Raw genomic sequence first — 25,576 nt, forward strand, 5'->3', positions numbered from 1 at the left:
TTTTGCCCGCCAGGCGCCTTCCGCCCGGTCCACTCGGAGCAGGGCCCGGTTTACTTCGTAACTCCCAGTTCCTCCCACCCGTATCCCGCTCCTGACCAGCTCTTCCGGACCAGTCACGGACCAAAACCCCCGACTCACCCGGCAGGCGCCGCGCCCTGGCTGACGCGGTCCCACTCCTGCATGGACTGCTCGATGAGACGGTTGGCCTGCTCCCGGACGCCGTCCAGGAACTTGGCGTAGTGGCGGAAGAGGACCTCGATGCTCTGGCCCGCACGGCGTGCGCATTCGGCCGGGTCCACACCGGAGTACAGCCAGAACGAGATCCCGGCATGCCGGAGGTCGTAGGACCGCTTGGCCAGGCCGGAGGCAAGCTCCATCCGCGTCAGGACGGACTTCCGTGCCCGCGCCCACGTTGTGCCATACGCCGAAGCGTCCACGTAGTTACCGGCCTGGTTCCGGAGCAGTCGGCCGTCCGGGGCCACGCCGAACCGTTCGATGTGTGCACAGAGGATGCGCACGAACTGCGGCGGGATGGGCACAGGCCGGGTCGGTAGCCGCACGGCGCTTGAGCGAGTGCACCTCGTGCACTGCACCGTCGTCCGTCCACTCCTCGCCTGCGGTGACGACTCCGCCCGACAGGTTGAGCATCCCCCATCCGGTCTCGGGCAGGTGGCACTGTTCGAGCCGGAGGTGGATGACCTCCGCCGGCCGCATGGCCGCGTAGTAGATGCAGCCGAAGAACGCCTCAAAGTGAGGGCCTCGCCCGCGCTGCTGGGCAACCGCCGCGAGCAGTCGGACAACCTGAGCCGGATTGGGACCGGCAGCCGGGTCCACCTCCTCGTTGACCGCCGGGGCATTCCACCTGAGCCCGTTGAGAGGGTTCTCAGCGAAGTACCCCTTTTTCGACTGCGGTGTTGAGAACCTCGTTGAACGCGGCTCTCTTGCGCCGTGCCGTCTTGGCCGCAGCTGCCCTCCCGTCCAACTTGCAACACAGGGCGTCCAGCGCCCGTCGCAGCACATCGACTTCCGCGAGAGCGCTGACGGGCAGGGAGTTCCGCCTTAGACCGTGTCCTATGTGGTGAGGCGGACGTATCGCTTGTAGCAGCAGATGGCGGCTGCGAGTCCGAGAAAGGCCAGGTAGTTGCGATGGTCGCGTTCGTAGCGGGGGCTGAGTCTGCGGTAGCCCGACAGCCACGACATGGTGCGCTCGATCACCCATCGACGGCGTCCTAACCGTTCGCTGGACTCGATGCCCTTGCGGGCGATCCGCACTCCAATCCGCTTTCCCCGTAGCCATTTCCGCAGGTCGGGCCGGTCATATGCCTTGTCGGCGTGCAGGCGCTGGGGTTTGAAGTACCGGCCGCGGTGAGGGTCGTGTCTCGTTTGGTGACCCTCGATCATCGGCTTCAGCCCTTGGCTGTCGTGGGTGTTCCCAGCGGAGACGCCGACGATCAGGGGCAGTCCGTTCGCGTCCGACAGGACGTGCATCTTGGAACCCGGCTTGCCCCGGTCCACGGGGCTCGGACCTGTGAGTTCGCCCCCTTTTTGGCCCTGACGTGAGCGGAGTCCAGCACCACGCGGGAGACGTCGATCAGGCCGGCGTCGTCGAGCCGGTACAGGACCGCCTCGTGCAGCCGGCCCCACACGCCGGCCCGCGACCAGATCAGAAACCGGCGGCGGGCAGTCGACTTCGATATCCCGAAGCACGGCGGCAACGCACGCCAGGCACAGCCACTGACCAGCACGTAGATGATCGCCGCGAACACCGTCTCATCAGGCGTGTCCTGGGTCCCACCACCCTGCGGCCGCACCTTCGACGCAGGGATCAACGGCTTTGCGATCTCCCACAGCCCATCCGGAACAATCCAACTCCACGTACCCCGCCCCATACCCGGACCAACGCCGGCCTCACCACATAGGACACGGTCTAAGCACAGCGGCGGCCAACGCGCTTCGGATGCGACGCGCCGGACGTGTGATGGTACGAGCCAAAAGTCCCCCTTGTTTGGGATCGTCCGCCGAGCATGGCAGCGTCTCGTCACCGCGTCGACGCTACGGAGACCATGTGACGGGTATATGACACAAAAGGTTCGATGCTGAACGAATGCCAAAGCTGCAGAGTTCTCCGCGAGCGTGGAGGTGGCCGAAGCTGGGGCTTGTGGACGCCAGTCCGCCGGAGTGCTCTGCGCGCGGGCGGAGGTAAGCCGATGTACGGGAGCGTCAGCGTCTTCGAGTTGAAGTTGCTGACGTAAGCGCTGTTGTTGGGCGCGACCACCACCGCGCTCGGGCTCGCGCCGGTCGGGGCGGTGGCGATGACGGTGCTGGAGGTGCTGTCGATGGCGCTCAGGGTGTTGCCGCTTTGGCTGACGACGTAGACGACACCTCCGGGCGGGCCGCCGCCGCGAACGGGGTGCCGCTGATGGAGAGGATGGCCGTACTGGGATGCGCTTGCCGCTGTCTGTGCCGCCAGCCTGACCGTCGTCATCCTGCTCGTCGGGGTTCTCTCCTTCCGGCTCGCCGCACTGACCCAGTGCCGGGAGGAGCTGCAGGCGGGCGGGTGTCACGGGCGCCCGCTCCCCTTCGAGTTGCCGACGGCTGTCGCAGACAACTCTCAGGACCGGTCTCGCTACAGCCACGACACGCGGGACCGTGCGGCTGCCGCGTTGTTGTTCAACCCGTCAGCGGGGGTCTCGTCAGCTGGTCAGCGGTGTGCAGGTCTTTGTGGTCACGGGCTCACGAGGATGCGTTCGGCGGGCAGGTCCGTGCTGGTGGTGTCGGGGTGGAGGGTGAGTTTCCCTCCGGGCCAGAGTGCGACGAGGTCGTTCTGGAGGGCGGGACCACCAAAGGTGCCGGTGGTGGCCAGCAGCACTTCGCGCCAGGGGGACTTGGCAGGCAGCAGCCGGTGTTCGCGCCCGAAGGTTTCTGTGGCGATGTTCTCGTAGGCCGTGACCTCGCCGTCGCTCCAGCGGACGAACAGGTCCTGGTCTCCCGTTGCGGGGCGGAAGTCGCCCGCTGCGACGTCCCGTGCGTGCGGCCAGGTGGTGTCGGGTGGTTTGACGAGCTGCTTCTGGGCGTGCAGCCCCTTGGCGTCGACGTTGGAGTAGAGCGTCACTTCACCGTCGGTCCACGTGACCACGAGGTCGTCGCTGCGCGTGTTTCCGCCGCCGAAGCGCCCGGCAGCCATCGTGCTCGCGTGGGTCCAGGTGTCGTTGGGGCCCTTGAGCTCCACCTTGTCCCTCAGCTTGCGGCTTTCGTTGACGTCCTTGTAAAGGGTCAGCCTGCCGTCGGTCCAGCGGACCAGGAGGTCGTAGTTCGCGTCTCCGGTGAAGTCGCCGGCGGTGATGACCGCGGCCTGCTGCCATGCCTTGTCCTTGACGAGCTGGATGTCCTTGCCGAACCCGTATGCGCCGTTACCCGGGTAGAGGGAGAGCTCGCCGTCGGACCAGCGCACGATCAGGTCACTGACGTCGTCGCGCACAGAGGCGGTATGGAAGCGGCCGGTCGTCATGGCCCTGGCGTGGGTCCAGGTGTCGGCGGAGCCCATGGACGTACCGGTGTCAGGATCCGGGCCCGACGGCATGCCTGTGACGGCCTGCCGGTAGAGCCGGAAGACGTCCTCGTCGAATTGAGAGGTGTAGCTGGTGTGATCGTAGGGGCCGCCGGTCTTGTAACCGCCGATGATGCCGATGAGGTTGCCCCGTCGGCCGTCGAAGTTCTCCAGGAACGGACCGCCGCTGACGCCGGTGCGGAAGCCCTCGCATCGGATTTCCATGAACCGGCCTTGGAAGGCGGTGGTGTCATTGGTGCACTGCAGAGGGATCTTCTGCCCGGGGTAGCCGACGAGCGTCACAGCTTTGCGCGCGAGCTTCGCCGTGGGTACGGAGGTGAGTTCGTTGCCGCGTCCGACGGCGTCCTCCAGGAGCTGTCCGCGGGCGTTCGGGCCGACGCTGAGGAAGGCGAAGTCGACATCGTCATCGGGAGTTGATGTTCGGTAGCGGGCATCGATCCAGGTTTTCCCTTCCTGGGCCGGGAAGATGCCGTAGGGAGCTTCCCCTGCTTGTCCGGCCGTCGATGTACCGGTGTGGTAGCCGGGCACGAACGCGAAGTCCCGGTGGCGGTTGCCCTTGAGGCAGTGCCCCGCCGTGATGACGAGGCTCTTGGTCGACGAGGCCACCGCGCTGGCGGTGCAGAACTGGTCCGGGGTGGGAGAGCCGTCGGTGGTACGGATCAGGAATACGCCGACCGTGGCGATCCCCTCGGGCACCTCGCGGGATGGCTCGTTCGCCAGCGAGCGATTCCGCCCCTGTCCAGAGCCCGGCCGCGATGGCGTATCCGTCTTACCGGACTGCGCGGCGTTCACCGGTACGGCAGCGCGAATGCGCTCCGGCGTCCAGTACCGCTGTGCCTCCCGCGCCGTGTCGACCTGCTCCTTGCTCACGCCGTGTGCAGGGGCGTGGCCGGTACCTGGTGGAACGGTGGTGGGGCTCACGGGGCCGGGCCCGGTTCCGGGTGAACCCGGCCCCTCGTGGGGGAGAGCGGCCGCCGGGGCGGTGAGGGCCAGTGATGCGCACAGAGCGATAAGGGCGGTGCGCATCCACGATATGCGTCTCATGGAGCTTTCCGTTGCGGTGTCGGGACGGGAAAGGAGGGGTCGGCCGGGCCGCGCCGGCCGGGTGCCGCGGTGCCGCGTGACGCGGCGGGGAGCTGCCCCTCCCGTCACATCACGCGGCCTCGGTCAATTGACGATCTTGATTTCTTCGTGTGTTCCCGAGGCGTCCACACCCGGGTAGAGGCTGACCGACCCGTTGGCCCAAGGGATGATGACATCGTTGGCCCGGTCGTTGGCGGCGTAGGCGCCGCCGGCCATCGCGTTCGTGTTCGTCCAGTAGGACTTCTTCGGGCGGACGTTGGTCTCGCCGTGGAAGCCCGCGGTGTCGACACCCGGGTAGAGGGTGGCCTCGCCGTCCGACCACCGCACCAGCAGGTCCATGGTCTTCGTGCCGGTGAACTCCCCGGCGCTGATCTGGGTGGCGTGCGTCCAGGTGGTGTTCTTGTTGACGATCACCTTCTGTGCCTTGTCCGCCACGCCGTTGGTGTCGATGTCGGGGTGGAGGGTGACTCGGCCGTCGTCCCAGGTCACGAGCAGGTCGTCACGCTGCTGGTTGGCCGAGTACCGGCCGGCGGTGATCTGCTGGGCGTGCGGCCAGAGGGTGTTCTTGGCCTTGGCGAGCATCTTCTCCCCGTGGAAGCCCTCGGCGTCGACGTGGGTGTACTGCGTCAGCTCACCGTCGCCCCAGCGCACCACCAGCCCGTCCGTACCGCCACCGAAACTGGCACCGGTGATCTGCTTGGCGTGCTGCCAGATGGTGGTCTTGCCCGGCTTCGGCGCCTCGGCCAGCTGGTACTCGGCGGCGAAGGGGTGGCGGGGGTCCTTGTCGTCGGAGCCCTGGTAGAGGGTGACTTCCGCATCGTTCCAGCGCACGATCATGTCCATGTGCCGGGTACCGCCGGCCGAGCCGCCGGTGAAGTACCCCGAGGCGATGTGAGTGGCCTTCTCCCACGGCGCGGCGGCGAAGACCGGCCGGTAGCGGACCTGCTGCACCCAGGCACCCAGGTCATCCACCCGGGCGTCCACGGCGCCGGTGCGGGTCTCGGCCGGGTCCGTGCCCAGGCAACCACCCTGCCAGGAAGTGCTGTTGACGGCGACCACCTCGACCCGGTCACCGCTCTCCCGCAGCGCCGGGCCCCCGGTGTCGCCCTTGCACACCGCCGCGTCCTTGCCGGTGAGACCGATGGCCGTGCCTTCGACCGTGTCCACAGTGAAGGAGGCAGTATGCAGGTTGTTCGGGACCCACTCGGTCTTGGTGCGGCCGAAGCCCACCACCTTCAACTGCTCGCCCGTGGCGATCGGATTGGTACCCACGGCCACCGGGGTGACGCCGCTCACCGGTTGGGCCAGCCGGGCCATCACCAGGTCGCGGCCCGCGTAGGGGACGAGCTCGGCGATGTCCGCGACGCTGCCGGCCGTACCCGACAGGTCGGTGCGGCCGATGGTCGCCGTCGCTTTCCCCTTGGGGGCACCCTCGTCGATCCTGAAGTCCTTGCCGGGATCGGCGGCAAAACACCGGGCGGCGGAGAGGACCCACTGCTTGTCGACCAGCGCGCCGGAACAACTGCGCTTGCCGCCGTCGCGCTCGATGTCGAGCTTCACGGTGAACGCGTAGGTGCCGGCCTTCGCGGCCTCTCCCGAGATGGCGTGCGCGGAGCCGGTGAGCAACGCGCTGCTCGCCACTGCGGCGACCACCGTTAACGTCATCCACGCTCGGCGCGGACGTATGCCAGCCATGTTTCTTCCTTTGACGTCGGTTACTGCGTCCTGCCGTTGGACGTAGCAGGCGGAGGCGGAGCAACTGGGGCCGCGGCGCTCGGTCAGGTCCGGCCGTTGTCGCCGTTGTGGCGGTGGCGATGTGCGCGAGCGTCGATGTGTGGCGCCAGTGAGGCTCTCGGTGAGGGTCAGCCGGTGACGCGGAGTTCGACGAGTACGGCCGGGTTGCCCTCCGTGCCTTCACCGACGCTCTGGTAGCCGTCCTGGGGGCCGGTCTTGGAGACGTTGACGGTCTCGGTTTTGCCGCGGGCGGTGACATCGGCGCTGATGGGGTGACTCGCGGTCTCCAGGGCCCACACCTTGGGGACCTCCAGGGTCACATAGCCGTGCTTGGCGTTGGCCAGGAAGCAGAAGTCGCCGTCGCGCGTCCAGACCTTGACCTGCTGAGGCGAATTCCCGCAATCGGCGAACAGGAGGTGGCCGTCACCCTTGAGGAGCTTGATCTTCTTCTCCGCGAGGATCTTCGCCGCGTCCGGGTAGTCGAACTCCTCGACCGCGGAGGGCGGTTCCCCTCCAGCAGTCGCCCCTGCCGGTGCGGCGGAGGCGGAGTTCAGCGAGGGCAGGCCGAGCGCGGTGCCGAGCAGGCCGAACAGGCCGGCAGCAAGTAACAGGCTGCGGGGACGAGATCTCACCGGCGGTCCTTCCGGGCAGGGGTGACAGCGCATCCGCAGTCCCCCGTAGTTGTCATGACAGCGTAAGAAGCGAGGGGGAAGGTATCACGAAACCACAGCCGAAATCGGACAGTTCTTGTTTGCACCAAATCGATGCAATGTGATGCGAGTCACTTGATGGGTCCTCAGTCTGCTTTTGCGTGCTAAAGTCCACCGCGCTTCGCCGTGAGCAGTCACCGTGAAGCAGGGGGCTACGAGGGCAGATTCCTGCCGTCCATCATTTCCGCAGGGCGCAGAAACTTTCCCGCCGTGGCCAGTTCCCGTCGCTGGACAGCCTGAAATATCGCAGATTCCGCAGTGCGCGGCATGGTTATGCTCCTCCCACTTCTATTCGTTATCCGGCAAAGAAGTCCGCCGGCCAGTGGGAAGAGTATTTCCTTGAGACGAAGAACCCGTTCAAGAGGAGCCAGGGAAAGGGCGAACCGCGCGGTACGCGCGCTGCACCTGAGTCTGTTATGCGCATTGTTGGCGGGCCTGCTCGCTCCCGCACCGGCATGGGCGGAGAGCGGAGCCACAGGCTCCGGGGAGCCTTCCCCCTCGCGGATTTCCGCCAAGCGGGCGTGGATCGTCGAGCAATGGATGACCGGAGGGCCGGGCGTCAAGGCTGCCGCCGAAGTCGCGCTGGCGGGCACCGATGACGACATCATGCACTTCCTCACCGTGGTCGAGGGTGAGACCTTCCAGGACAACCGGGTGGCCGCCGCCCAGAAAGCGAACGCGGGTGGCCGGGCCCTCCAGGAAGCCGCACGCACTGCACTCGGCCAGAATTCGGACAAGCTGAAAGCATTTCTGGAAAGCGGCTGGCAGGGTCCGCTTGCTGAAGATCAGCGGGTCCGGGTCGCCCAGGTCATCAACGACGGCGGACCCGGCGTTCAGAAAGCCGGGCATGCCGCGCTCAACGGAACAGCTGAGGATGTCCGGAAATTCCTGGAAGAGGGCCGGTACTCGGAGCGCGACGGGGATCAGCGGGTCGAACTCGCGCAGATTCTGAATTCCGGCGGTCCGGAGGTCCGTACCGCCGGCCGGATTGCGCTCAACGGCACCCCGGACGATATTCGTGAGTTCCTCGAGGTCGGCCAGTTCGTGGCACGTGCCCGTGACGAGGAGCAGACCTCGGTTACGGAGCTGGCGGATCAGGCTCGGGAGGCGGGCCGGCGGGCGAAGTCGGAGACGGAGGCGGCCAAGAAGGCATCCGCGCACGCCGTGACGGCTTCGGAGCTGGCGAAGCAGGCTGCGAAGACGGCAGCCACCGAGGCTGCGGCGGCCAAGGACGACTCCCAGAAGGCGGCCGGCGCGGCGCAGCGGGCGGCTTCGGCGGCTTCGCAGGCTGCGTCTGCCGCGCAGGAGGCGATCGGGGCGGCTCGTGCGGCCACGCATTCGGCCCGTGTGGCGGCGCATGCTGCGGCGCAGGCGGCGTCCGCTGCGGCGGGTGCGTCGCAGGCCGCTTCCCGTGCGCGGGGTGCGGCGGCTGCTGCCGCCACCAATGCTGCGAATGCTTCTGCTGCGCGTAAGGCGGCCGAGGTGGCACGGTCGGCTGCCAAGGGGGCTGACCTTGCGGCTGATGCCGCCGATGAGGCGCACAAGGCCGCGACGGAGGCCGGGAATGCGGCGCAGGATGCCGTCGCGGCCGGGGCCAATGCCCAGTCAGCGGCCAACGCCGCGGAGGAGGCGGGGAATTACGCCGGTCAGTCGGATGCGCGTGCCGCCGAGGCGCGGCGTGCGGCGGCCCAGGCGCGCCGGCATGCGGATGAGGCCACCCGTGCCGCGAACGCTGCGACGTCTCTGGCACGCAAGGCCGCAACCGCCGCGGGCCAGGCGCGTGATGCCGCCCGGTCGGCCGCCCAGCACGCCAATGCGGCGGCCAAGGCCGCAGAGGAGGCTGCCGATCAGGCCGGTGAGGCCGCGAGTGCGGCGACGAAGTCCGATGCCCACGCCAAGGCCGCTCAGCAGGAGGCCGACGCCGCGAGTGCGGCGGTCGACAAGGCGAAGGACATCTACAGCCTGGCGCGGGAGTTCGAGACCGCGGAGATCCTGACCCGGACCAACGAGGGGATCGAGCGGGCCAAGGACCTCACGGCGGACAACGACGAGTTGCAGGCGGACCGCAGCGCGGCGGCCGGGGAGCTCAAGAAATTCCAGGCCGACGCGCAGCGCCTGGCCGCCGAAGCCGGCCAGGACGGTGCCGACGTCAAGGACGTCGTGGTCAAGGGCCGGAAGGTCGCGCTGCTGGCGATGAAGTCCGGCGGTCCGTGGAGCCGGGCGGCCGCCGAGGCGGCCCTGGGCGGTTCGGATGCCGAAGTCGCCGAATACGTACGAACCCGGTGGAAGGAAGCGCTCCAGCAGGACGACCGGGTCGATGTCGGGCGGCTGGCCGAGGAGAGTCCTCTGGAGCCGGTGCGTGACGCCGCCGAGCAGGCCCTCAAGGGGGACGCAGCGCAGGTCGGTGCGTTTTTGTCGGACGGTCAGTTCCAGGCCGGTGCGGCGGACTTCCGTGTCGAGATCGCGCAGGTCATCAATCGTGGCGGCCCCGGGGTGCAGGAGGCGGGCAGGGCCGCGCTGAACTCCGGGTCCACCGAGAAGTACTGCGAATTCCTGGCCACCGGGCAGTACACCGCCCGCACGCAGGACGAGCGGGTCCGGGCCGGCCAGCTGATCAACAGCGGCGAGCCGGAGTTGAAGTCCGCGGGCCGCATCGCCCTGGAGAGCCCGCCGCAGCTGCTGCACTCCTTCATCGAAACCGGGCAGTACACCGCCCAGCGCAAAGACCTGCTGGCCGCCACCCACAAGGCGCGCGTCCAGCAGCTGATCGCCGAAGCCGCCCGGAACGCGGCCACCGCCCAGCAGAGCGCCGCCGAGGCCCGCAGAGTCGCCGCTCTGGCGGCGAGGAAGGACGAAGAGGCGAAGAAGTACGCCAAGCAGGCCCAGGATTCGGCCGCTTCGGCAAAGAATTCCGCCGCCGACGCGGCGAAGTCCGCCAAGGAGGCCGAAGCCTCCGCGGCGCGTGCCGCCGAGTCCGCCAAGACCGCCCGCAAGGCCGAGGCCGAGGCCAACCACGCCGCATCCAGCGCAGCCACCTCGGCTGCCGACGCCTCGGTCTCGGCACAGCTGGCGCATGTCTCCGCCAACACCGCATGGGCCGAGGCACGCCGCGCCCGCATCTCCGCCACCGCAGCGGGCAAGGACGCCACCGCCGCCAACAAGGCGGCCTACGAGGCCTTCAGCATCGCCGTCGACAAGGCCAAGGCCGAAGCGGAAGCCCAGCGCAAGGCCGCGGCCGAAGCCAAGAAAAAGGCCGCCACGGATCCCGGAAAGATCGCCCGGGACCAGTACATGTGCGGCGTCATGGGCTGCGACGCCGCTCACAACTTCCCCAGCTGGTGTGTACGCAACTGGGGCTACTGCACCATCCTCTCCGCCGGGTACAAGCTCGAACCCGGCCTCGAAAAAATATGGCGGTTCGAGAAAGACCTCCTCGGCATCGGCATGCTCCAGGAATGCCTGCAAACAGGCGACCTCGAATCTTGCACGCAACTCATGCAGGACGCCGCCTTCGGCTCCAAACTCAAACTCCTCTCACGGTCATACCAGGCGTTGCGGTTCCTCCAGAGAGGGTGCACCCAGTGCTTCCTGGCCGGCACCGGAGTGCTGATGGGCGACTCCTCGACACGCCCCATCGAGGACGTCAGACCAGGTGACAAGGTCCTTGCGACCGACCCTGAGACAGGGAGAACCGCGCCCCGCAAGGTCACGCGCCTCATCGTCACCGAAGACGACAAGCACTTCAACGAACTGACGCTCACCACCCCCAACGGCCCCCGGAAACTTACCGCCACCTACGAACACCCCTTCTGGAGCCCGTCACAACACCGCTGGCTCCCGGCAAACGAACTCACCCCGGGCACCAGCCTCCTGAGCAACGACGGAAGCACCGTCCGCGTCCAGTCCAACCGTCCCTTCGAAAAACACGCACGCACCTACAACCTCACCGTCGAAGATCTCCACACGTACTACGTGATGGCCGGCCAGACCTCCGTATTGGTCCATAATTCCAACCGTTGCGGAGGAATTGCTCTCGGCCTCAGTGAAGTTGATGCAGACCCGATGGCTCTCCATGAATTCGCGGACTCCATTGACGCGAAGTCGTATCACGATTGGCCGTCGGCCGGCGACAACTGGGTCTCCGAACTCAAGAGCTACATCAATGACGGAAAGACACCGATCCACTTCAACTTGGACGGAATCGACGACCCCGTGGCACTCGCTCGCAAGGGCAAGGGTATGGATCCGGTCTTCGATGGGCACGCGACCGCTTGGGAGCTAAGCTTGATCCAGGACAACCCGAGCATCTGGCCTCGCGTGACGTTCTACAGAAACGGAGTTCCCGATGCCAACCCCTTCGCACACTGAGGGAGGGCAGCAGCCCACTGCGACTCTGCCCATCTCGTTCGACCGTAAGTTCCGGCCGTGGCGATACAGCATCGGGCATTCGGAGCTGAAGCTTCGAAGTATCGACTCCGAAGCAGAGCGTGACTTCATCGAAGTGACCTTCTATGGAGTGGTGGGAATGAGGCTCAAAACCGTATACAGGCCGCTCAGCATTGCCCTCGCTGGACCGGCGGATACCGAGGAGATGCTGAAATTCTCCGAAGTGCGGGAGTCCCAGGCCTCGCGGGTTCACTGTCTGGCACTGAAGTCGGACCGCGGTGACGGTCTCGTGGCGTGTCTCAGCTACAGCATCTGGTCGCATCCCAGGGAAACCGTTGAAGAAGGGGCGGAAGTCCCGCATCGGGATTCCGTGTTGATTCTGAGAGGGTAGTCGAGAAGCCCCGCCTGGATGCAGTGGATTCCAGGGGTCGTTGCAACACGTGGTTGGTTGGTCAGGCCGCGAGCAGTTTATGCAGGCGCTCGGCTGGGGTTTCCCAGTCGAGCGTTTTGCGTGGGCGGCTGTTGAGTTCGGCGGCGACGGCGGTCAGCTGCTCGGGGTCGTGGACGGACAGGTCGGTGCCCTTGGGGAAGTACTGCCGCAGCAGGCTGTTGGTGTTCTCGTTCGATCCGCGCTGCCAGGGGCTGGCCGGGTCGCAGAAGTAGACCGGAATATCCGTGCCGTTCGGTGTAACTCCCGATCAAGGAAGATGCACCGATGACCAGTGAGAACGCCACCGAGGTCGAGATCATCGAGTCGTCTGAGCCGCAGCCGTCGAAGGTGGTGGATGACCGGCTGATCGAGAACTGGTCTCCCGGGCGCTGGCCGACCGACCCGCGGCGGAGATCCTCGTCGACGCCAGCCACCTTGCGGCGCTGTCCGGCCAGGTCCAGCCAGAAGTCCGCGAAGTCGACCTCCGCCTCCCCCGGGCCGTTTCGCCTGCGGGACCACACCCTCCAGATGCCTCCCCCCCCCGCAAGGGCCTCCGCCTTGGCCTCCGGACGCCGCCTGGCCACGTACTCCCACACCGAGTTCTGCCGTGCCGGCTCAACGTCGTACTCCGCGGCCAGACGGCTCCGTGATCCGCTCGATCATGTCCCTCTGTTCCAGCGGCGCGTCCGGGTCCTCGCGCAGCATCCCGTCGATAACCCTTCACCGGCTCCAGCACACTCGGACGCGGCGGCGACTTCCGCTTCGGCGGCAACGGCGACCCGATCGCCTGCCGCACCGTCCACCGCGACACCTTGAACCGCGCGGCCGGCCCCGCACCAACAGCCCCTACTCACGATGGGTCCGGTACTCACGATGGATCCGGTACTCACGATGGGTCCAGCGGATTTTCTCGGACAAACACCTCACGCGACCTGTGCATCAACGGTCTCCCAGCGGGCCTCCAAGTCACCAGGGGGCGCCCGCGGTGTGAGCTTCCGCTACGACGGCTCGGCCGTCCGCGCCCTCTCACGGACGCAGGCGTCCACCACCGACTGGGCGGAGGCCTCATCACAGCGCCCTGAGCTCCATGTGCATGCCGCGATACGTCAGTCCGGCAGCCGTCGTGCCGGATGGCATTTCGCGGCGGCCGAAGCCCTCTGCCGGCTACGACTCACGAGGTCACCACTACCGAGCTGCGGTCACCGTCACCTGCCCCGACTCCGGCTCACCGCGGATGTTTCGGACACGCCGTGGGGTGTCTTCGTAAAACCGTTGGACAGATGGTCGCGGCTCCATCAAAGATGGCTCGAGCCGAGAAGATGATCTGCCTGAGGGGCGACTTTGCGGTCCGCTGACTGCGTCGTTGACGCTTGTGAACATGCGAATTACTTCGCCGGCGAATCCGTGATCAGCGCCTTGGTCGCCCGCCGCGTGAGGGAACAGCCCGAGGAATGCGCGCTGCGCGACACCACCGGCAGATCACTGACCTATGCCGACCTGTGGGAACGTGCCGGCTGGATGGCCGCGGCGCTCGCGGAGGCCGGGGTGGCACCGGGAGACCTGGTCGCCCTGGCGGTGGAACGGTCCGTCGAACTGCCGGTCGCCGCACTGGGAGTTCTGCGAGCGGGCGCCGCGTACGTACCGCTGGATCCAGCAGTACCCGAGGCGCGGCTGCGGACCATGGTGGAGGACTGCGCGCCACGCGCCGTCGTCCGAGGGCCGGGCACCCGCTGGATGCCGCCGGCAGGCCCGGCAGTGGTGGCTCTGCCCGATGCGGCCCCAGCCTCTCGGCCGCCGGCTCCGGCCCGAACCGACGCCGGGAAACCGATGTTCGTCGGGTACACCTCCGGTTCCACCGGCCGCCCCAAGGGCGCGGTGATCAGCCATCGCGCGGTCGCCTCCTACGTCCGTTCGTCGCACTACTGCCCGCTCGGTCCCGGAGACCGGGTGGCGGGCCTGTCCAGCCCGGCGTTCGACATCACGACCTTCGAGATCTGGAACACCCTGGTGGCCGGGGCGACGCTGGTCGTCCTGCCCCACCCCGCGAGCATCCCGGTACAGGCGTGGGACGGGCTGCTGCGCGAGCACCGCATCACCGCCATGATGCTGACCACCACGCTGTTCGACATGATCGCCCGCGAGGACCCGACCGCCTTCCGCTCTCTGGACACCTTGCTGTTCGGCGGCGAGCAGGCCGACGCCGTGACGATCCGCCGGGTGTGCGCGGCCGAACCGCCGCGCCGGCTGGTGAACACCTATGGTCCCACCGAAGCCACCACCATGGTCTCCGCCTTCGTGTGCACGGCACGGTCGACGACGGAGGTCACTCGTGTCCCGATCGGCTTCCCCATCCAGCCGGGCACCCTGCACGTCCTGGACGCCGACGCGCGGCCCGTCCCGACGGGCGAGGACGGTGAACTCTGTGTCAGCGGACCACAGCTGGCCACCGAATACCTCGGCGACCCGGCCCTGACGGCCCGCAAGTTCGTCACCCTGCCCGGCGGCGAACGCGTCTACCGCACCGGGGACCTGGTCCGGTGCCGCCCCGACGGCGCGCTGGAGTTCCTGGGGCGGATCGACCGGCAGATCAAGCTGCGGGGCTTCCGCATCGAGCCCGAAGAGGTCGAACTCGCCCTCATGGCCACGGGTATGGCATCCGCCGTGGCGGTGGAGAAGACCGGGGAGGGCGCCAGGGCCGGCCTCGTGGCCTACGTGCGACCCGCCGCTGGTGCCGCAGCACAGGCCGACGACCTGACCGACCGCCTCGCGGTCGCGGTCCGCGAGGCGCTGCCCGCGTACATGGTGCCCGGCCGCTGGATCGTCATGGCCGAGATGCCGATGCACGTCACCGGGAAGATCGACCGCGGCCGGCTGCCGGAGCCGGGATCCGCCGACGGGACCCCGGCACCCGGCGACGCCGTCCCCGCGGACGGCGACGAGAACGACCCGCTCACGGCCGTACGCGCTGTCGTGGCGGACCTCCTCCAGCTCCCGGGCGTCGGCCCGGACGAAAACTTTCTGGATCTCGGCGGCAACTCCATCCTGGCGTTGCAGGCCACCGCACGGCTGCGCGACCGGTTCGGCGTCGAGCTCAATCCGGCGGACCTGCTCTTCGCCGACAGCATGGCGGAATTCGCCTGCCTGCTCGCCGCACAGCTCGCCGAGCTCCCCGCGTGATCCCCGCCACCGACCGCCGCCCTGACCTGCGTCGGCGCGGCGTCGTCGAGGCACCCCTCTCATCGTCGCAACGGGGCCTGTGGTTCTCACACGCCGCCGACCCCAACCTCTCCGCCTCCGCCGTACCGCTTCTCCTGCGCTTCCCGCGACGGGTCGCTGGGCCGGCCCTCCGCACCGCCCTGGCGGCTCTGCCGGCCCGGCACGAACCACTGCGCACCCACTACCCGCTGCGTGACGACGAACCGGTGCAGCGGATCCTGCCACCGGGCCCGGCACCGCTTCGGGGTGGTCGACCTCACCGGCGTGCCGCAGGCCGCGGAACGGGCCGTCCGGGAAGCAACCACAGCCGCCGCGGAACCCTTCCGACTGACCGCGGAACCGCCGCTGCGCTGCTCCCTGTGGCACGCCCCGGCCGGCGAGGATCTCCTGCTGATCTGTCTCCACCACATCTCAGTGGACGGCTGGTCGCTGTCGGTCCTGGTCGAGGAGCTGTTACAGCTGTACGCGGCGGCTGCGGCCGGCACCGAACCGGACCTGCCGCCACCCGCGCTCCAGCACGCCGACTTCGCCGCCTGGGAACACGAGGAGCACCGCACCAGCGCCTACACGGCACTGCTCGACGCCCGGATCGAGCGGCTGCGCCCGCTGCCCACCGTTGGAGTCCCGATGACCGAAGGCCCGGCGTTCCGCGTCGTCGTCAACGACGAGGACCAGCATGCGATCGTCCCCCAGGAGTTCCCCGCACCCGCCGGCCGGCGCGAGGCCGGCTCCGCGGACCAATGCGAGAGCTGGGTGGACGAGCACTGGCCGGACATCCGCCCGCTCAGCATCCGGGGAAACCGGACACAGTGAGCATCATCCCGGCCTCCTCCGTACTCGCCGGAGTCGACCTCACCGATCCGCGGACCCACGCGGAACGCGACGTGCGTCCCCTCTTTGCCCGGTTGCGGAGGGACGAACCCGTCGCCTGGCACGAGCCGCCCCCGGGGCGTGACCGGGGATTCTGGGTGCTGAGCCGGCACGCGGACGCCCTGCGCGTGAGCCGGGACACCGCCCGGTTCTCCTCGGCGCGCGGCAACATGCTCACCACGCTGCTCGGCGACGGCGACTCGGCGGGCAACCGAATGCTGGTGGTCAGCGACGCGCCACGGCACACCGTCCTGCGCACCCGGATGCGCCGGGCGTTCACCGCCGAGGCGCTGAACGAGATCGGCGACCACGTCCGCACAACCACCCGGCGGCTGCTGGCGGCGGCCGTCCTGCGTGGTGCGGCCGGTGAGCCCGTCGACGCCGCCCGAGACATCGCGGCGCACATCCCGCTCGGTGCGATCTGCACGATGCTCGACGTGCCGGAGGCCGACCGGCCGTTCGTGCTGGCGCAGACCAGCCTCGCGCTGGCCTCGCACGAACCGGTACCGGCCACTCGACAGGCCCGGCTGGCTCAGGCCCAACTGCTGCTGTACTTCGCCAGACTCGCCCGCACCCGCGCTGCGAGCCCCGGCCGCGACGCGCTGTCCCTGCTGGCCGACAGTGGCATCGACGAGGAGCGGCTGAGCGAGGACGAGGTCGTCCTCAACTGCTACAGCCTCATCCTCGGCGGTGACGAGACCACCCGGCTCGCGATGATCGGCGGCATCCGGGCGCTGGCCGAAAACCCGGAACAGTGGCGCCGGCTGCGCGACGGTGAGGTCGGGCTCAGCGACGCGGTGGAGGAAGTGCTGCGCGGGACCAGCCCCGTTCTCCACCTGGGCCGCTCCCTGACCGAGGACATCGACCTGCACGGACGGTCGCTGGCGGCGGGGGACGTGGCGACCGTGTGGATTCCCTCCGCCAACCACGACGAACGGGAGTTCACCGAGCCGGACCGCTTCGACGTCGGGCGGCAGCCCAACCGGCACCTGACGTTCGCCCACGGCCCGCACTTCTGCCTCGGCGCGCGGATGGCCCGCGGGGAACTGGAGATCCTGCTCGGCGAGCTGCGCGACCAGGTGGCGGAGCTGCGGCCGGCCGGACCGGCCACGCCGGTCTACTCCGCCTTCGTCGGCGGCTCCGCCGGCCTTCCCATACTGATGCTTCCCGCCTGATCCGGCGACCAGACACACCATCCACAGCCCTCGACACGAACGGGAGCGCATCCGCATGCCCGGTCAACCCACCCAGGACACCCTTCACGGCCGCGTCGCCGACCTTGCACGCCACGCCCCCGAGCGCATCGCCCTGGTCTTCCAGGACGAGCGGATCAGCTATGCCGAACTGCTGCGCCGCGCGGACACGCTGTCCGCCCGGCTCCTGCGCCTCGGCGTCCGCCCCGAGCAGCGGGTGGCGATCCGCCTCGAACGGTCCGCTGACCTCATCGTGTCGATGCTGGCCGTGCTGCGGGCCGGCGCCGCCTTCGTGCCTGTCCCGCCGGACTACCCGGCCGAGCGGGTCCGCTTCCTGCTCGACGACTGCGGTGCCGCCGCCGTGATCGCCCCGGCGGGCGCCGAACTGCCCGACGGCCCGGTCCACGTCACCCCGGGCGGGCCGGAGGGGGCGGGCGACATACCGGTACGTCGGCCCGAGGTGCCGGCCGACGGCGCCGCCTACGTCCTGTACACGTCCGGTTCCACCGGTCGGCCCAAGGGCGTGGTCGTCACCCACCGCAACGCCCTCGGCCTGGTGAGCGGCCAGGACTACGCCGATTTCTCCGAGGACGAGACGTTCCTCCAGCTCGCCCCGGTCGCCTTCGACGCCTCCGCCTTCGAGATCTGGGGCGCGCTCACCAACGGGGCCCGCCTCGTGCTGCCCGTGGCCTCCTACCAGGCGATCGAGGAACTCGGTGACCTGCTGCGCGAGCACGCGGTCAGCACGCTCTTCCTGACGCCCGCGCTCTTTCACGAGGTGGTGCGCGGCCGGATCAGCATCCTCGACGGCGTCCGGCGTGTGGTGGTCGGCGGCGACGTGCTGTCCACTGAACGCGCCACCTCCTTCCTGGCACACCGTGCAGTGCTCTCCCGGCCGGTGGTCCTCGTCAACGGCTACGGTCCGACCGAGACCACGACCTTCGCCACCGCCCACCGGGTGGCGGTCGCGGACGGCGCGGACGGCGCCATCCCGGTGGGCCGCCCGCTCGGCTCCGTTGCCGTCCATCTGCTCGACGCCGAGCTCGCGCCGGTACCGGCCGGGCAGCGGGGCGAGATGTGGATCGGCGGCCGAGGGGTGACCCGCGGCTATCTGGGGCGCCCCGGCCTGACCGCGCGCTCCTTCCTGCCCGACCCGTTCGCCGGGGTACCCGGCGCCCGCATGTATCGCACCGGGGACCTCGGCCGCCGACGCTCCGACGGCGTCATCGAGTTCGTGGGCAGAGTTGACGATCAGGTGAAGGTCAACGGCTTCCGCATCGAGCCCCAGGAGGTGGAGGCGGCCCTGCTGGCTCTGCCGGGGGTGCGGGACGCCGGGACGGTCGCGGCGGCGTCGCCGGACGGCGGCAAACAGCTCATCTCCTACGTCGTCGCCGAGCCCGGTCACCACGCCGACCCCTCCGGTCTGCGTGCCGCTCTGGCCGCGACGCTGCCCGGATACCTCGTGCCGTCCCGGGTCGTGCTGGTGGACGCTCTGCCGCGCACTCCGTCGGGCAAGCTGGACCGCGGCCGGCTCCGCGAACGCCCGGTCCCCGCCCCGGTCCCCGCCCCGGGAGCCGGGGACGCGGTGCTGCGCGGCCGCAACGAGACGGTCCTCGCCGAGATCTGGGCCGACGTTCTGGGCGTTCCGAAGGTCGGTCCGGACGACGACTTCTTCGCGCTCGGCGGTGACTCCATGCTCGCCATCCGTGCGATCGCCGACGCCGAGGAGCGCGGCGTACAGGTCTCACTGGTCGACATGTTCGAAAACCCGGTCCTGCGGCACGTCTGCCCCCCTGACGAGGAAGCCGCCGAGGTCGCCGCGGCCGGCACCGCCGTGCCCGACGTTCCGGCGGCGAGCCGTGTCGCCGCGGCGGCCGCCGGTGTTCCCGGGACGCCGGACGGCTCGCCCGTCCCGGCGCGGGAGACCTCGTGTCCGGCGACCCGGCTCCAGCTCGGTCTGATCTTCGAGGCGTCAGCCACGGGCGGAGCCCTCTACCACGATGTGATGGCTCACCGGATCGAGGCGCCGCTCGACGCCGCCGCGTTGCGGACCGCGCTCCACGTGGTGGCTACCACGCACGAGGTGCTGCGCACCCGCTTCGACCTCGGCGCCGCGACCGGCCCCCGCCAGGTCGTCGAGCCCGAGCCGCGCCTCCTGCTCGTCCTCGACGACCTGCGCGGGCTCGACGCCGAGCAGGAGGAGAAGGAACTCGCCCGGATCGCGGCCTCCGCCGGCCGCCGTTTCGACGTGGCCGAGGCCCCGCTGATGCGCGTGTACGCCGCGGCTCGGGACGACGCCTCGTTCTGGCTGGTGTACGGCTTCCACCACGCCGTGATGGACGGCTGGAGCGACACGGTCTTCCTGTCCGACCTCGTCGCCGCGTACGCCGAGGCCCGAGACGGCCGCACTCCGGTGCCCCGCCAACCGGCTGTGCCCTACGCGGAATTCGTCCGGTTGGAGCAGCAGATGCTGGAGTCGCGGGAGGCGCGCGCCTTCTGGAGCGAGCGCTGCTCCAGCCTCAAGCCGACGCCCCTGAGGCCGGGCGCGGCGAGCCGGGGCGCGGATCGCCGCCGGGTCTCCCGGCCGCTGCCCGGTTCGTTGCGCACCGCGCTGGAGAAGGCCTCCGCCGGCCTGCGCCTCCCGCTGAAGAGTCTGGTTCTGGCGGCGCACCTGTCGGTGGTCGGCGCACAGACCGGTTCCGACCGGCCGGTCTCCGGGCTCCAGCTCAACGGCCGACCCGAAGTCGTCGGGGCCGACCGGCTGGTCGGGCTGTTCCTCAACATCGTGCCGGTGTCCGCAGACCTGACCGACGTGACGTGGGACGGCCTGGCACGGCGGGCCTTCGACGAGGAGCGGGCCGTGCTGCCGTTCCGCCGTTTCCCGTACCCCGCGATCCGGGAGTTGGCCGGTCGGCCGCTGTTCGACGTGGTCCTCAACTTCGCGCACTTCCGCCTATGGGCGGGACTGGACTCGCACCAGGAACGCCCGCGTGTCGGCGCGACCCGTATGTGGGACAAGTCGAGCTACCCGCTGGTGGTCGACGTCGCGCTGGACGCCGTCGGGGACGGCATGCGCGTCGAGCTCACGGGCGACTGCGCGCTGTGGGACGCGGAAGACCTCCACCGCACAGCGATCGCCTACCAGGAGGCACTGGCCGCGCTGGCCGCCGACCCGCGCGGGTCGGTGTTCTGAGATGGCCGTGCGATCGACCCCGGCCGTGGTGGGCGCCCGCCACGCACCGCTGAGCCCGGCGCAGTTCGCCATCTGGCTGCGGGACCGGATGACCGGCGATCCCACTCTCTACCGGGAGCACGCCTGCTACGAACTGCTCGGCCCCTTGGACCCGAAGCGCTTCGCCGCCGCTCTGCGCGCGGCCGTCGCCGCGCATCCGGCCTTCGGCGCCGCGGTGCTCCCGGGGCTCCACGGCGTCCCCGAGTTGCACCTCGACCAGCACATCATCGAGGTGGAGCACCGTCACGTCACCGAGGGTGAACTAGCCGATGTGCTGGACCACGAGTCGCTGACCGGTCCGGCGCTGGACGGCGGCCCGCTGACGCGCTGTCTACTGCTGTCGGTGACGCCCGAGCGCCACGTGATGCTCATGGTCTGGCATCACCTGGTGGCCGACGGGATGGCACTGCGTGTGCTGCTGGAGACCTTGCAGGACTGCTGGGACGATCCGGCCCGCCTGCCGGAGGCCGGCGGACCCACCGTGTGCGACGCCAACCTGGCGTACCTCGCAGCCGCCGAGTCGGCGGCGGCCCGGGAGCGGGCCCGGGCAGCGGCGGATCGTCTTACGGGGCTCGCCCTCCAGCCGCTGCCCCGGACCGGGGCCGGGGCGGGCGCGTCGCGCCGCGAGGTCATCGGCGAAGGGGACGGCGCCGTCGACGGTCTGGCCCAGGCGGCGGTCGCCGCCCGGTTGACGGTGCCGATGCTGCTGGCGGCCGCCTGCCGGCGCGCGGCCGGGGAGGTGCTGGGGCTGGAGGACTTCCTGCTCGGCTGCGTCACCGCCGGCCGCTGGTTGCCGGACTTCGAGAAGGTCGTCGGCTGCTTCGTCAACACTGTGCTGGTGCCCGCGAACAGCGGCCTGGAGCTGCCGGTCCGTGAGCATGTCCGCTCCGGCGCACGGGAGTTGGCCGCGGCGGTGGCCCGCCAGGACATCCCCTTCACCGCGGTGGCCGGCCACTTGCTGCGGGACGCGCGGCCGAGGCCGCGGGCCTTCCCGCAGATCTATCTGAGCATGGACACCCCGACACCGCTGCGCCTGACCGGCCTGGAGTGCCGGAGGATCCGGATCCCGCATGCCCAGGCCAAGTTCGACGTGACCCTGATCGTCGAATACGACCGGGGTGGCGTCCACGGCGTCCTGCAGTACCGTGACGACGTGCTCACCCCGGCGACCGCTCAGCGCTTCGTCCGCGTGTTCCTGGCCCGGCTGCGCGAACTGCCGGGTGCACTCGTCCGGCCGTCGCCGGCCCGCTGAGCCGGAGGCCTCCCCGTCCAGGTGGCACGGGGAGGCCTCCGGTGGTGTGGTCACCGGCCGAGAACCCGCAGTAGCCGCGCCTCCTTCTCCGAGGGGAGCCCGACCGGGGAGCGGCCGGGGCAACGGCTGACACCATGTAACAGGGGGCGGGGCCAACGCCAGCGGCTCTGGCCCCTGTACCTGCAGAGAGGACAGGAGCAGTCGGGTGGCAGGTACCAGGTCCGGTGCGGACACGGCGCAGTCATCGTTGAAGCTCACCGCTGCCGTGCCGGCCGGCCTGCGCCTGAGCCGGAACAACAGCGCGTCGCGCTCGGCCTGCGCCCCCTGCCGGTACCTGTCCTGCTTACGCCACGACATGTTCTCCGCAGACGCCAACTCCGCCGGCTTGATCGTCACCGCCCTCAAGGCGTACACGACCGACACCGAAGGCGGCCGCGGACCCGGCCACGGATCCTGCACGGTGAGGGCGCGCCCGCGGCAGGGACTCCGTGACTGCCGGCGTTGAGCATGTTCCGCGCTCGGCGTTCGACCAGAATCGGGATGGAGGTTCGGATCCCGGCCTGGTGCAGGTGCTCGTAGGCCGTTTTGACGAGTGCGTCGATGGCGGCGGCCGGGTCTACCGACGGGTAGGCGGACTGTCATCGCGTGGCCACGTGGTGGACGGCAGTGAGTTCATCCTGCTGAGCGCGCGCAAAGCGGCCGGCTGTATCCGAGAACCGGGCAGTGAACTGGGCCCTGCGGGCGCGCGAGTCGCCGCGACATGGGTACTTCCGTGGGTATGGGGCCCTGCTCATCGTCCCGACGCGTCAACACCGGCTTTCTAGCGGTTAGTTGGTATACAGGAACAATGTCACACTTATCCGCACTACACGGAGTGGCCCACCTCCGGCTGCTCGGTCCCGTCGAATATGTTTCGGCTGACGGAACGGCCGGACGGCCCGGAGCGCCGGGGCCGCAGGCCGTGCTGGCAGCGCTGGCACTCCGTGCGGGGACCCTGGTGACGATCGATCAGCTGGTGGACGGTCTGTACGACGACGATCCGCCCGCCTCGGCCCGCCGAGTGATCGTGAACTATGTCCATCGGCTGCGGACCTACCTCGACCGCGTGCACGCCGCGGGCGGGGAGGGGGGCGCCGAGGCCGGTGGAGACGGTGGGGCCACGGTCATCGGGACCATGGCGGACGGCTATGTCCTGCGACTGCCGGCCGAGCGTGTCGACGCTCTGCTGTTCGGCCACCTCACGCTGCGGGCCCGGCGCGCGGCCGCGCAGGGCGATCCCGCGTACGCCGCATCCGTCCTGAAGGGGGCGCTCGGTATGTGGCAGGGCCCGGCGCTGGCCGGGCTCCCCGGGCCCTACGCGCAGGAACAGCGCCGGGCGCTGGCCGAACAGCGGGCCTCGGCGACGGAGCACCACCTGGAGCTGTCGCTGGCGTGCGGGCGGCATGAGGAGGTGGTGCCGGAGATCCTGTGCGCTCTGGAGGCCTATCCATACCGGGAGCGGCTGCACGGTGCGCTGATGCTGGCCCTGTACCGGTCGGGGCGGAGCGCCGACGCGCTGCTGGCCTACGATCACGCCCGCCAGGTACTCGCGGACGAGATAGGCATCGATACGGGCCCCGCCCTCGACGAGTTGCACGCCGCGGTGCTGGCGGGTGACCGGACTCTGTTGGCGGTTCCTGATACGGCGAGGACCGCTGCCGTCCGGGCCGAGGTGCAGGTGCGGTCGGCCGTACCCGCGCTGGGGGCGCCCGCCCAGTTGCCGGCCGTACCGTGCGACTTCACCGGTCGGCACGACGAGGTCTGCACCCTGGTCGCCGCGCTCAGCGGGCACGCCGCGCACCCCGTCGCGGTCATCACAGGGATGGGCGGCGTAGGCAAGACCGCGCTGGCCCTGCGCACCGGGCATGCGGTCATGGGGTCCTTCCCCGACGGCCAGTTGTACGCCGAACTGCGCACACCGTACGGCGCTCCTGGTGACCCGGCCGACGTTCTGGCCGGGTTCCTGACCTCACTGGGCGTGCCGCACGAGCGTCTGCCGGCTTCGGTGAGCGACCGCGCGGCACTGTTCCGCACCCTGCTGTCGGACCGCGCCGTGCTGGTGGTGCTGGACAATGCCGCCAGCGTCGCCCAGGTCGAGCCGTTGCTGCCCGGCGCCGACCAGTGCGCGGTCCTGGTCACCGCCCGTGCGCTGGCGGCGCTGCCGGCCACCGTCAAGGTGTCGCTGCAGGGTCTCGAACCCCACGATTCCGTGGAGCTGATCGGCAAGGTCGCCGGTATCCAGCGGATCGAGGAGGAGCCGGACGCCGTCGCGGCACTCGCCGCCGCCAGCGGCCATCTGCCGTTGGCACTGCGGGTGATCGGCGCTCGCCTCGCGCTCCGGCCGGCCTGGCCGGTCGCCACGCTGCTGTCCCGGATGTCCGACGAAGCCAGGCTGCTCGGGGAACTGCGGGTCGGTGAGCTGACGGTCGAGGCGGTGTTCGAGCAGTCGTACGCGCAGCTCTCCCCGCAGCGGGCCCGGGCGTTTCTGGAGTTGTCCCTTCCGCACTGCGTCGAGTTCGGTGTGAAGGGCGCCGCCGCGGTTCTCGAACTTCCGGAGCGGGAGGCGGAGGACGTACTGGAAGCTCTGGTCGACGCGGTGCTCCTGGAGACCCGCGCACCGGGCCGCTACCGCTACCACGATCTGGTCGGGGCGTATGCGCGGGCGACGGCCCGAGTGGAGCTGACCGACGAGGAACTCCGCCACGTCGTGCGCCGCGCGGCCGACTTCATGTGTGCCAGTGTCGCCGGAGCGGTCCTGGCGACCCAGCCGCTGGGCGGTCGGCTGACCGCTGAGCTGCGACCGCGGCGGTCGGCGGGCGAGGACGTGGGGACCGGCCAGGAGGCGATGCGGTGGATACGAGGAGTGCTGCCCACCGTGGCCGCCGTGGCGGAGCAGGCGGCCGGCAGCGGAGACGCGGAGGCGGTGGCACTCGCCGTCGACGGGCTGATGCTGGCTCCCTGCTTCGAGGAGGGCGTGCCCCTCGGGATGCTGGCGCCGGCGGCCACCGCTCTGGTGCGGTCCGCGGTGACGTACTGCGACGAGGACGTGGTGGGCACGGCTCATTACGCGGCCGGGGTGATCCTCAAGAAGCACTCCTCGCTGGACTGCCTCGACCGCTCACGGGCGCATCTGCTGAAGGCACTGGAGATCTTCGGTGAGTCTCCCGCACCCGCCGATGGCCTCCGGCCCTTCCTGACGGTGCTCTTCACCCATGCGATGCTGGCCCACCTCGACGCCATGTGCGCCGACTTCAGCTCGGCCCGCGCCCATGCGGAGCGGTCGGTGGAGATGGCGGTGGTCACCGGCGATCAGGGGCTGGTCACACGGCGGCGCACCCTCCTGCTCCAGATCCGGGCCCAGGACCCCGGCAGCAGGAGGGACCTGGTCTGGATCCGTGAGCAGTGCCGGGAGCTGGCCGGCCTGCTGACCTGCGGCAATGACGTGAAGTGGCTGATCCGGGTGATGACGACGGAGGCGGACACCCTGTTGTACGGCGGGCGTCCCGCGGAGGCGGCCGCGCTCTACCGCCAGGTGTTGCCGCGCGCCCGGACCACCGGCCATGCCCGGAACGAGACCGAGTGCCTGTACCGGCTCGCCGAGGCACTCCTGCTGACCGGGGACCCCCATACCGCCGTCGATCACGCGCGGCAGGCCCTTCAAGGAGCTCAACTCGCCCAGGAGCACCTGCTGATGGCGCGCAGTCACCAGGCTCTCGGCAGGGCCCTTCAGGCCGTGCGGGCCGAGTACGTGGACGGGGAAGCGGCGGGTCACTTGGAGAAAGCCGCGGAACTGTACCGGGTTCTCGGGCTCCATGCGGGTTCCGGGGCTGCCGTCGGTCAGTGACCACGGCCCGCCCGGACAC

At 69.7% G+C, this 25,576-nt stretch carries 13 protein-coding genes and 3 pseudogenes; 8 read left to right on the forward strand and 8 right to left on the reverse strand.

The window, feature by feature from the left end; genetic code table 11:
* Positions 1–134 precede the first annotated feature (134 nt).
* The 6 genes from OHS81_RS02755 to OHS81_RS02775 form a co-directional block, all read right to left on the reverse strand.
* Entirely contained in the window at positions 135–377 is a 243-nt protein-coding gene (locus OHS81_RS02755) for an integrase (RefSeq protein WP_328382077.1), read from the reverse strand.
* A 694-nt stretch (positions 378–1,071) separates the two neighbouring features.
* A protein-coding gene (locus OHS81_RS02760) for an IS5 family transposase (RefSeq protein ID WP_328382079.1) occupies positions 1,072–1,889 on the reverse strand; the annotation gives its coding sequence in 2 pieces (ribosomal slippage) (positions 1,072–1,547 and positions 1,547–1,889; 819 coding nt in all).
* Positions 1,890–2,038: 149 nt separating this feature from the next.
* Positions 2,039–2,485 carry a YncE family protein gene (locus tag OHS81_RS37325; RefSeq protein WP_443058643.1) on the reverse strand — a complete coding sequence of 149 codons (447 nt, stop codon included), beginning with the start codon at positions 2,483–2,485 and terminating at the stop codon, positions 2,039–2,041.
* Positions 2,486–2,725: 240 nt separating this feature from the next.
* Positions 2,726–4,438 (reverse strand): trypsin-like serine peptidase, encoded by a 1,713-nt coding sequence (locus OHS81_RS02765; protein ID WP_328382081.1) that lies wholly within the window; start codon positions 4,436–4,438, stop codon positions 2,726–2,728.
* Positions 4,439–4,735: 297 nt separating this feature from the next.
* Positions 4,736–6,346: a S1 family peptidase gene (locus tag OHS81_RS02770; protein WP_328382082.1), complete on the reverse strand. Its 1,611-nt coding sequence runs from the start codon at positions 6,344–6,346 to the stop codon at positions 4,736–4,738.
* Between the two features lie 167 nt (positions 6,347–6,513).
* Positions 6,514–7,017: a hypothetical protein gene (locus OHS81_RS02775; protein WP_328382083.1), complete on the reverse strand. Its 504-nt coding sequence runs from the start codon at positions 7,015–7,017 to the stop codon at positions 6,514–6,516.
* Between the two features lie 345 nt (positions 7,018–7,362).
* Between OHS81_RS02775 and OHS81_RS02780 the strand changes: the two genes are divergently transcribed.
* Positions 7,363–11,463, forward strand: a complete 4,101-nt coding sequence (locus tag OHS81_RS02780; RefSeq protein WP_328390857.1) for a polymorphic toxin-type HINT domain-containing protein — start codon at positions 7,363–7,365, stop codon at positions 11,461–11,463.
* Between the two features lie 470 nt (positions 11,464–11,933).
* Here the strand turns inward: OHS81_RS02780 and OHS81_RS02785 are convergent.
* Positions 11,934–12,158, reverse strand: a pseudogene (locus tag OHS81_RS02785) (IS30 family transposase); the annotation flags it as partial.
* 1,157 nt (positions 12,159–13,315) lie between these two features.
* Here OHS81_RS02785 and OHS81_RS02790 point away from each other — a divergent pair.
* The 6 genes and pseudogenes from OHS81_RS02790 (at position 13,316) to OHS81_RS02810 (ending at position 21,674) form a co-directional block, all read left to right on the forward strand.
* Complete coding sequence (locus tag OHS81_RS02790; RefSeq protein ID WP_328382085.1) at positions 13,316–15,088, forward strand: non-ribosomal peptide synthetase; 1,773 nt, start codon at positions 13,316–13,318, stop codon at positions 15,086–15,088.
* Positions 15,085–15,294: pseudogene (locus OHS81_RS37330) on the forward strand (hypothetical protein); the annotation flags it as partial. The gene OHS81_RS02790 and the pseudogene OHS81_RS37330, both read left to right, overlap by 4 nt.
* A 25-nt stretch (positions 15,295–15,319) precedes the next feature.
* Entirely contained in the window at positions 15,320–15,940 is a 621-nt protein-coding gene (locus OHS81_RS02795) for a condensation domain-containing protein (protein ID WP_328382087.1), read from the forward strand.
* Positions 15,937–17,172, forward strand: coding sequence for a cytochrome P450 (locus OHS81_RS02800; RefSeq protein ID WP_328382089.1), 1,236 nt, complete (start codon positions 15,937–15,939; stop codon positions 17,170–17,172). Before OHS81_RS02795 ends, OHS81_RS02800 begins: the two co-directional genes overlap by 4 nt.
* A gap of 55 nt (positions 17,173–17,227) precedes the next feature.
* A complete protein-coding gene (locus tag OHS81_RS02805; RefSeq protein WP_328382091.1) occupies positions 17,228–20,383 on the forward strand; it encodes an amino acid adenylation domain-containing protein in 3,156 nt (1,051 codons plus the stop codon).
* Between the two features lies 1 nt (position 20,384).
* A complete protein-coding gene (locus tag OHS81_RS02810) occupies positions 20,385–21,674 on the forward strand; it encodes a condensation domain-containing protein (protein ID WP_328382093.1) in 1,290 nt (429 codons plus the stop codon).
* A gap of 401 nt (positions 21,675–22,075) precedes the next feature.
* Here the strand turns inward: OHS81_RS02810 and OHS81_RS37335 are convergent.
* Positions 22,076–22,294, reverse strand: a pseudogene (locus OHS81_RS37335) (three-helix bundle dimerization domain-containing protein); the annotation flags it as partial.
* Positions 22,295–22,671: 377 nt separating this feature from the next.
* On the opposite strand from OHS81_RS37335, the gene OHS81_RS02815 reads away from it, so the two are divergent.
* Positions 22,672–25,557 (forward strand): AfsR/SARP family transcriptional regulator, encoded by a 2,886-nt coding sequence (locus OHS81_RS02815; protein WP_328382095.1) that lies wholly within the window; start codon positions 22,672–22,674, stop codon positions 25,555–25,557.
* Positions 25,558–25,576 lie beyond the last annotated feature (19 nt).

Origin of the sequence: Streptomyces sp. NBC_00400 (genome assembly GCF_036048035.1) — a bacterium.
Taxonomy (GTDB): domain Bacteria; phylum Actinomycetota; class Actinomycetes; order Streptomycetales; family Streptomycetaceae; genus Streptomyces.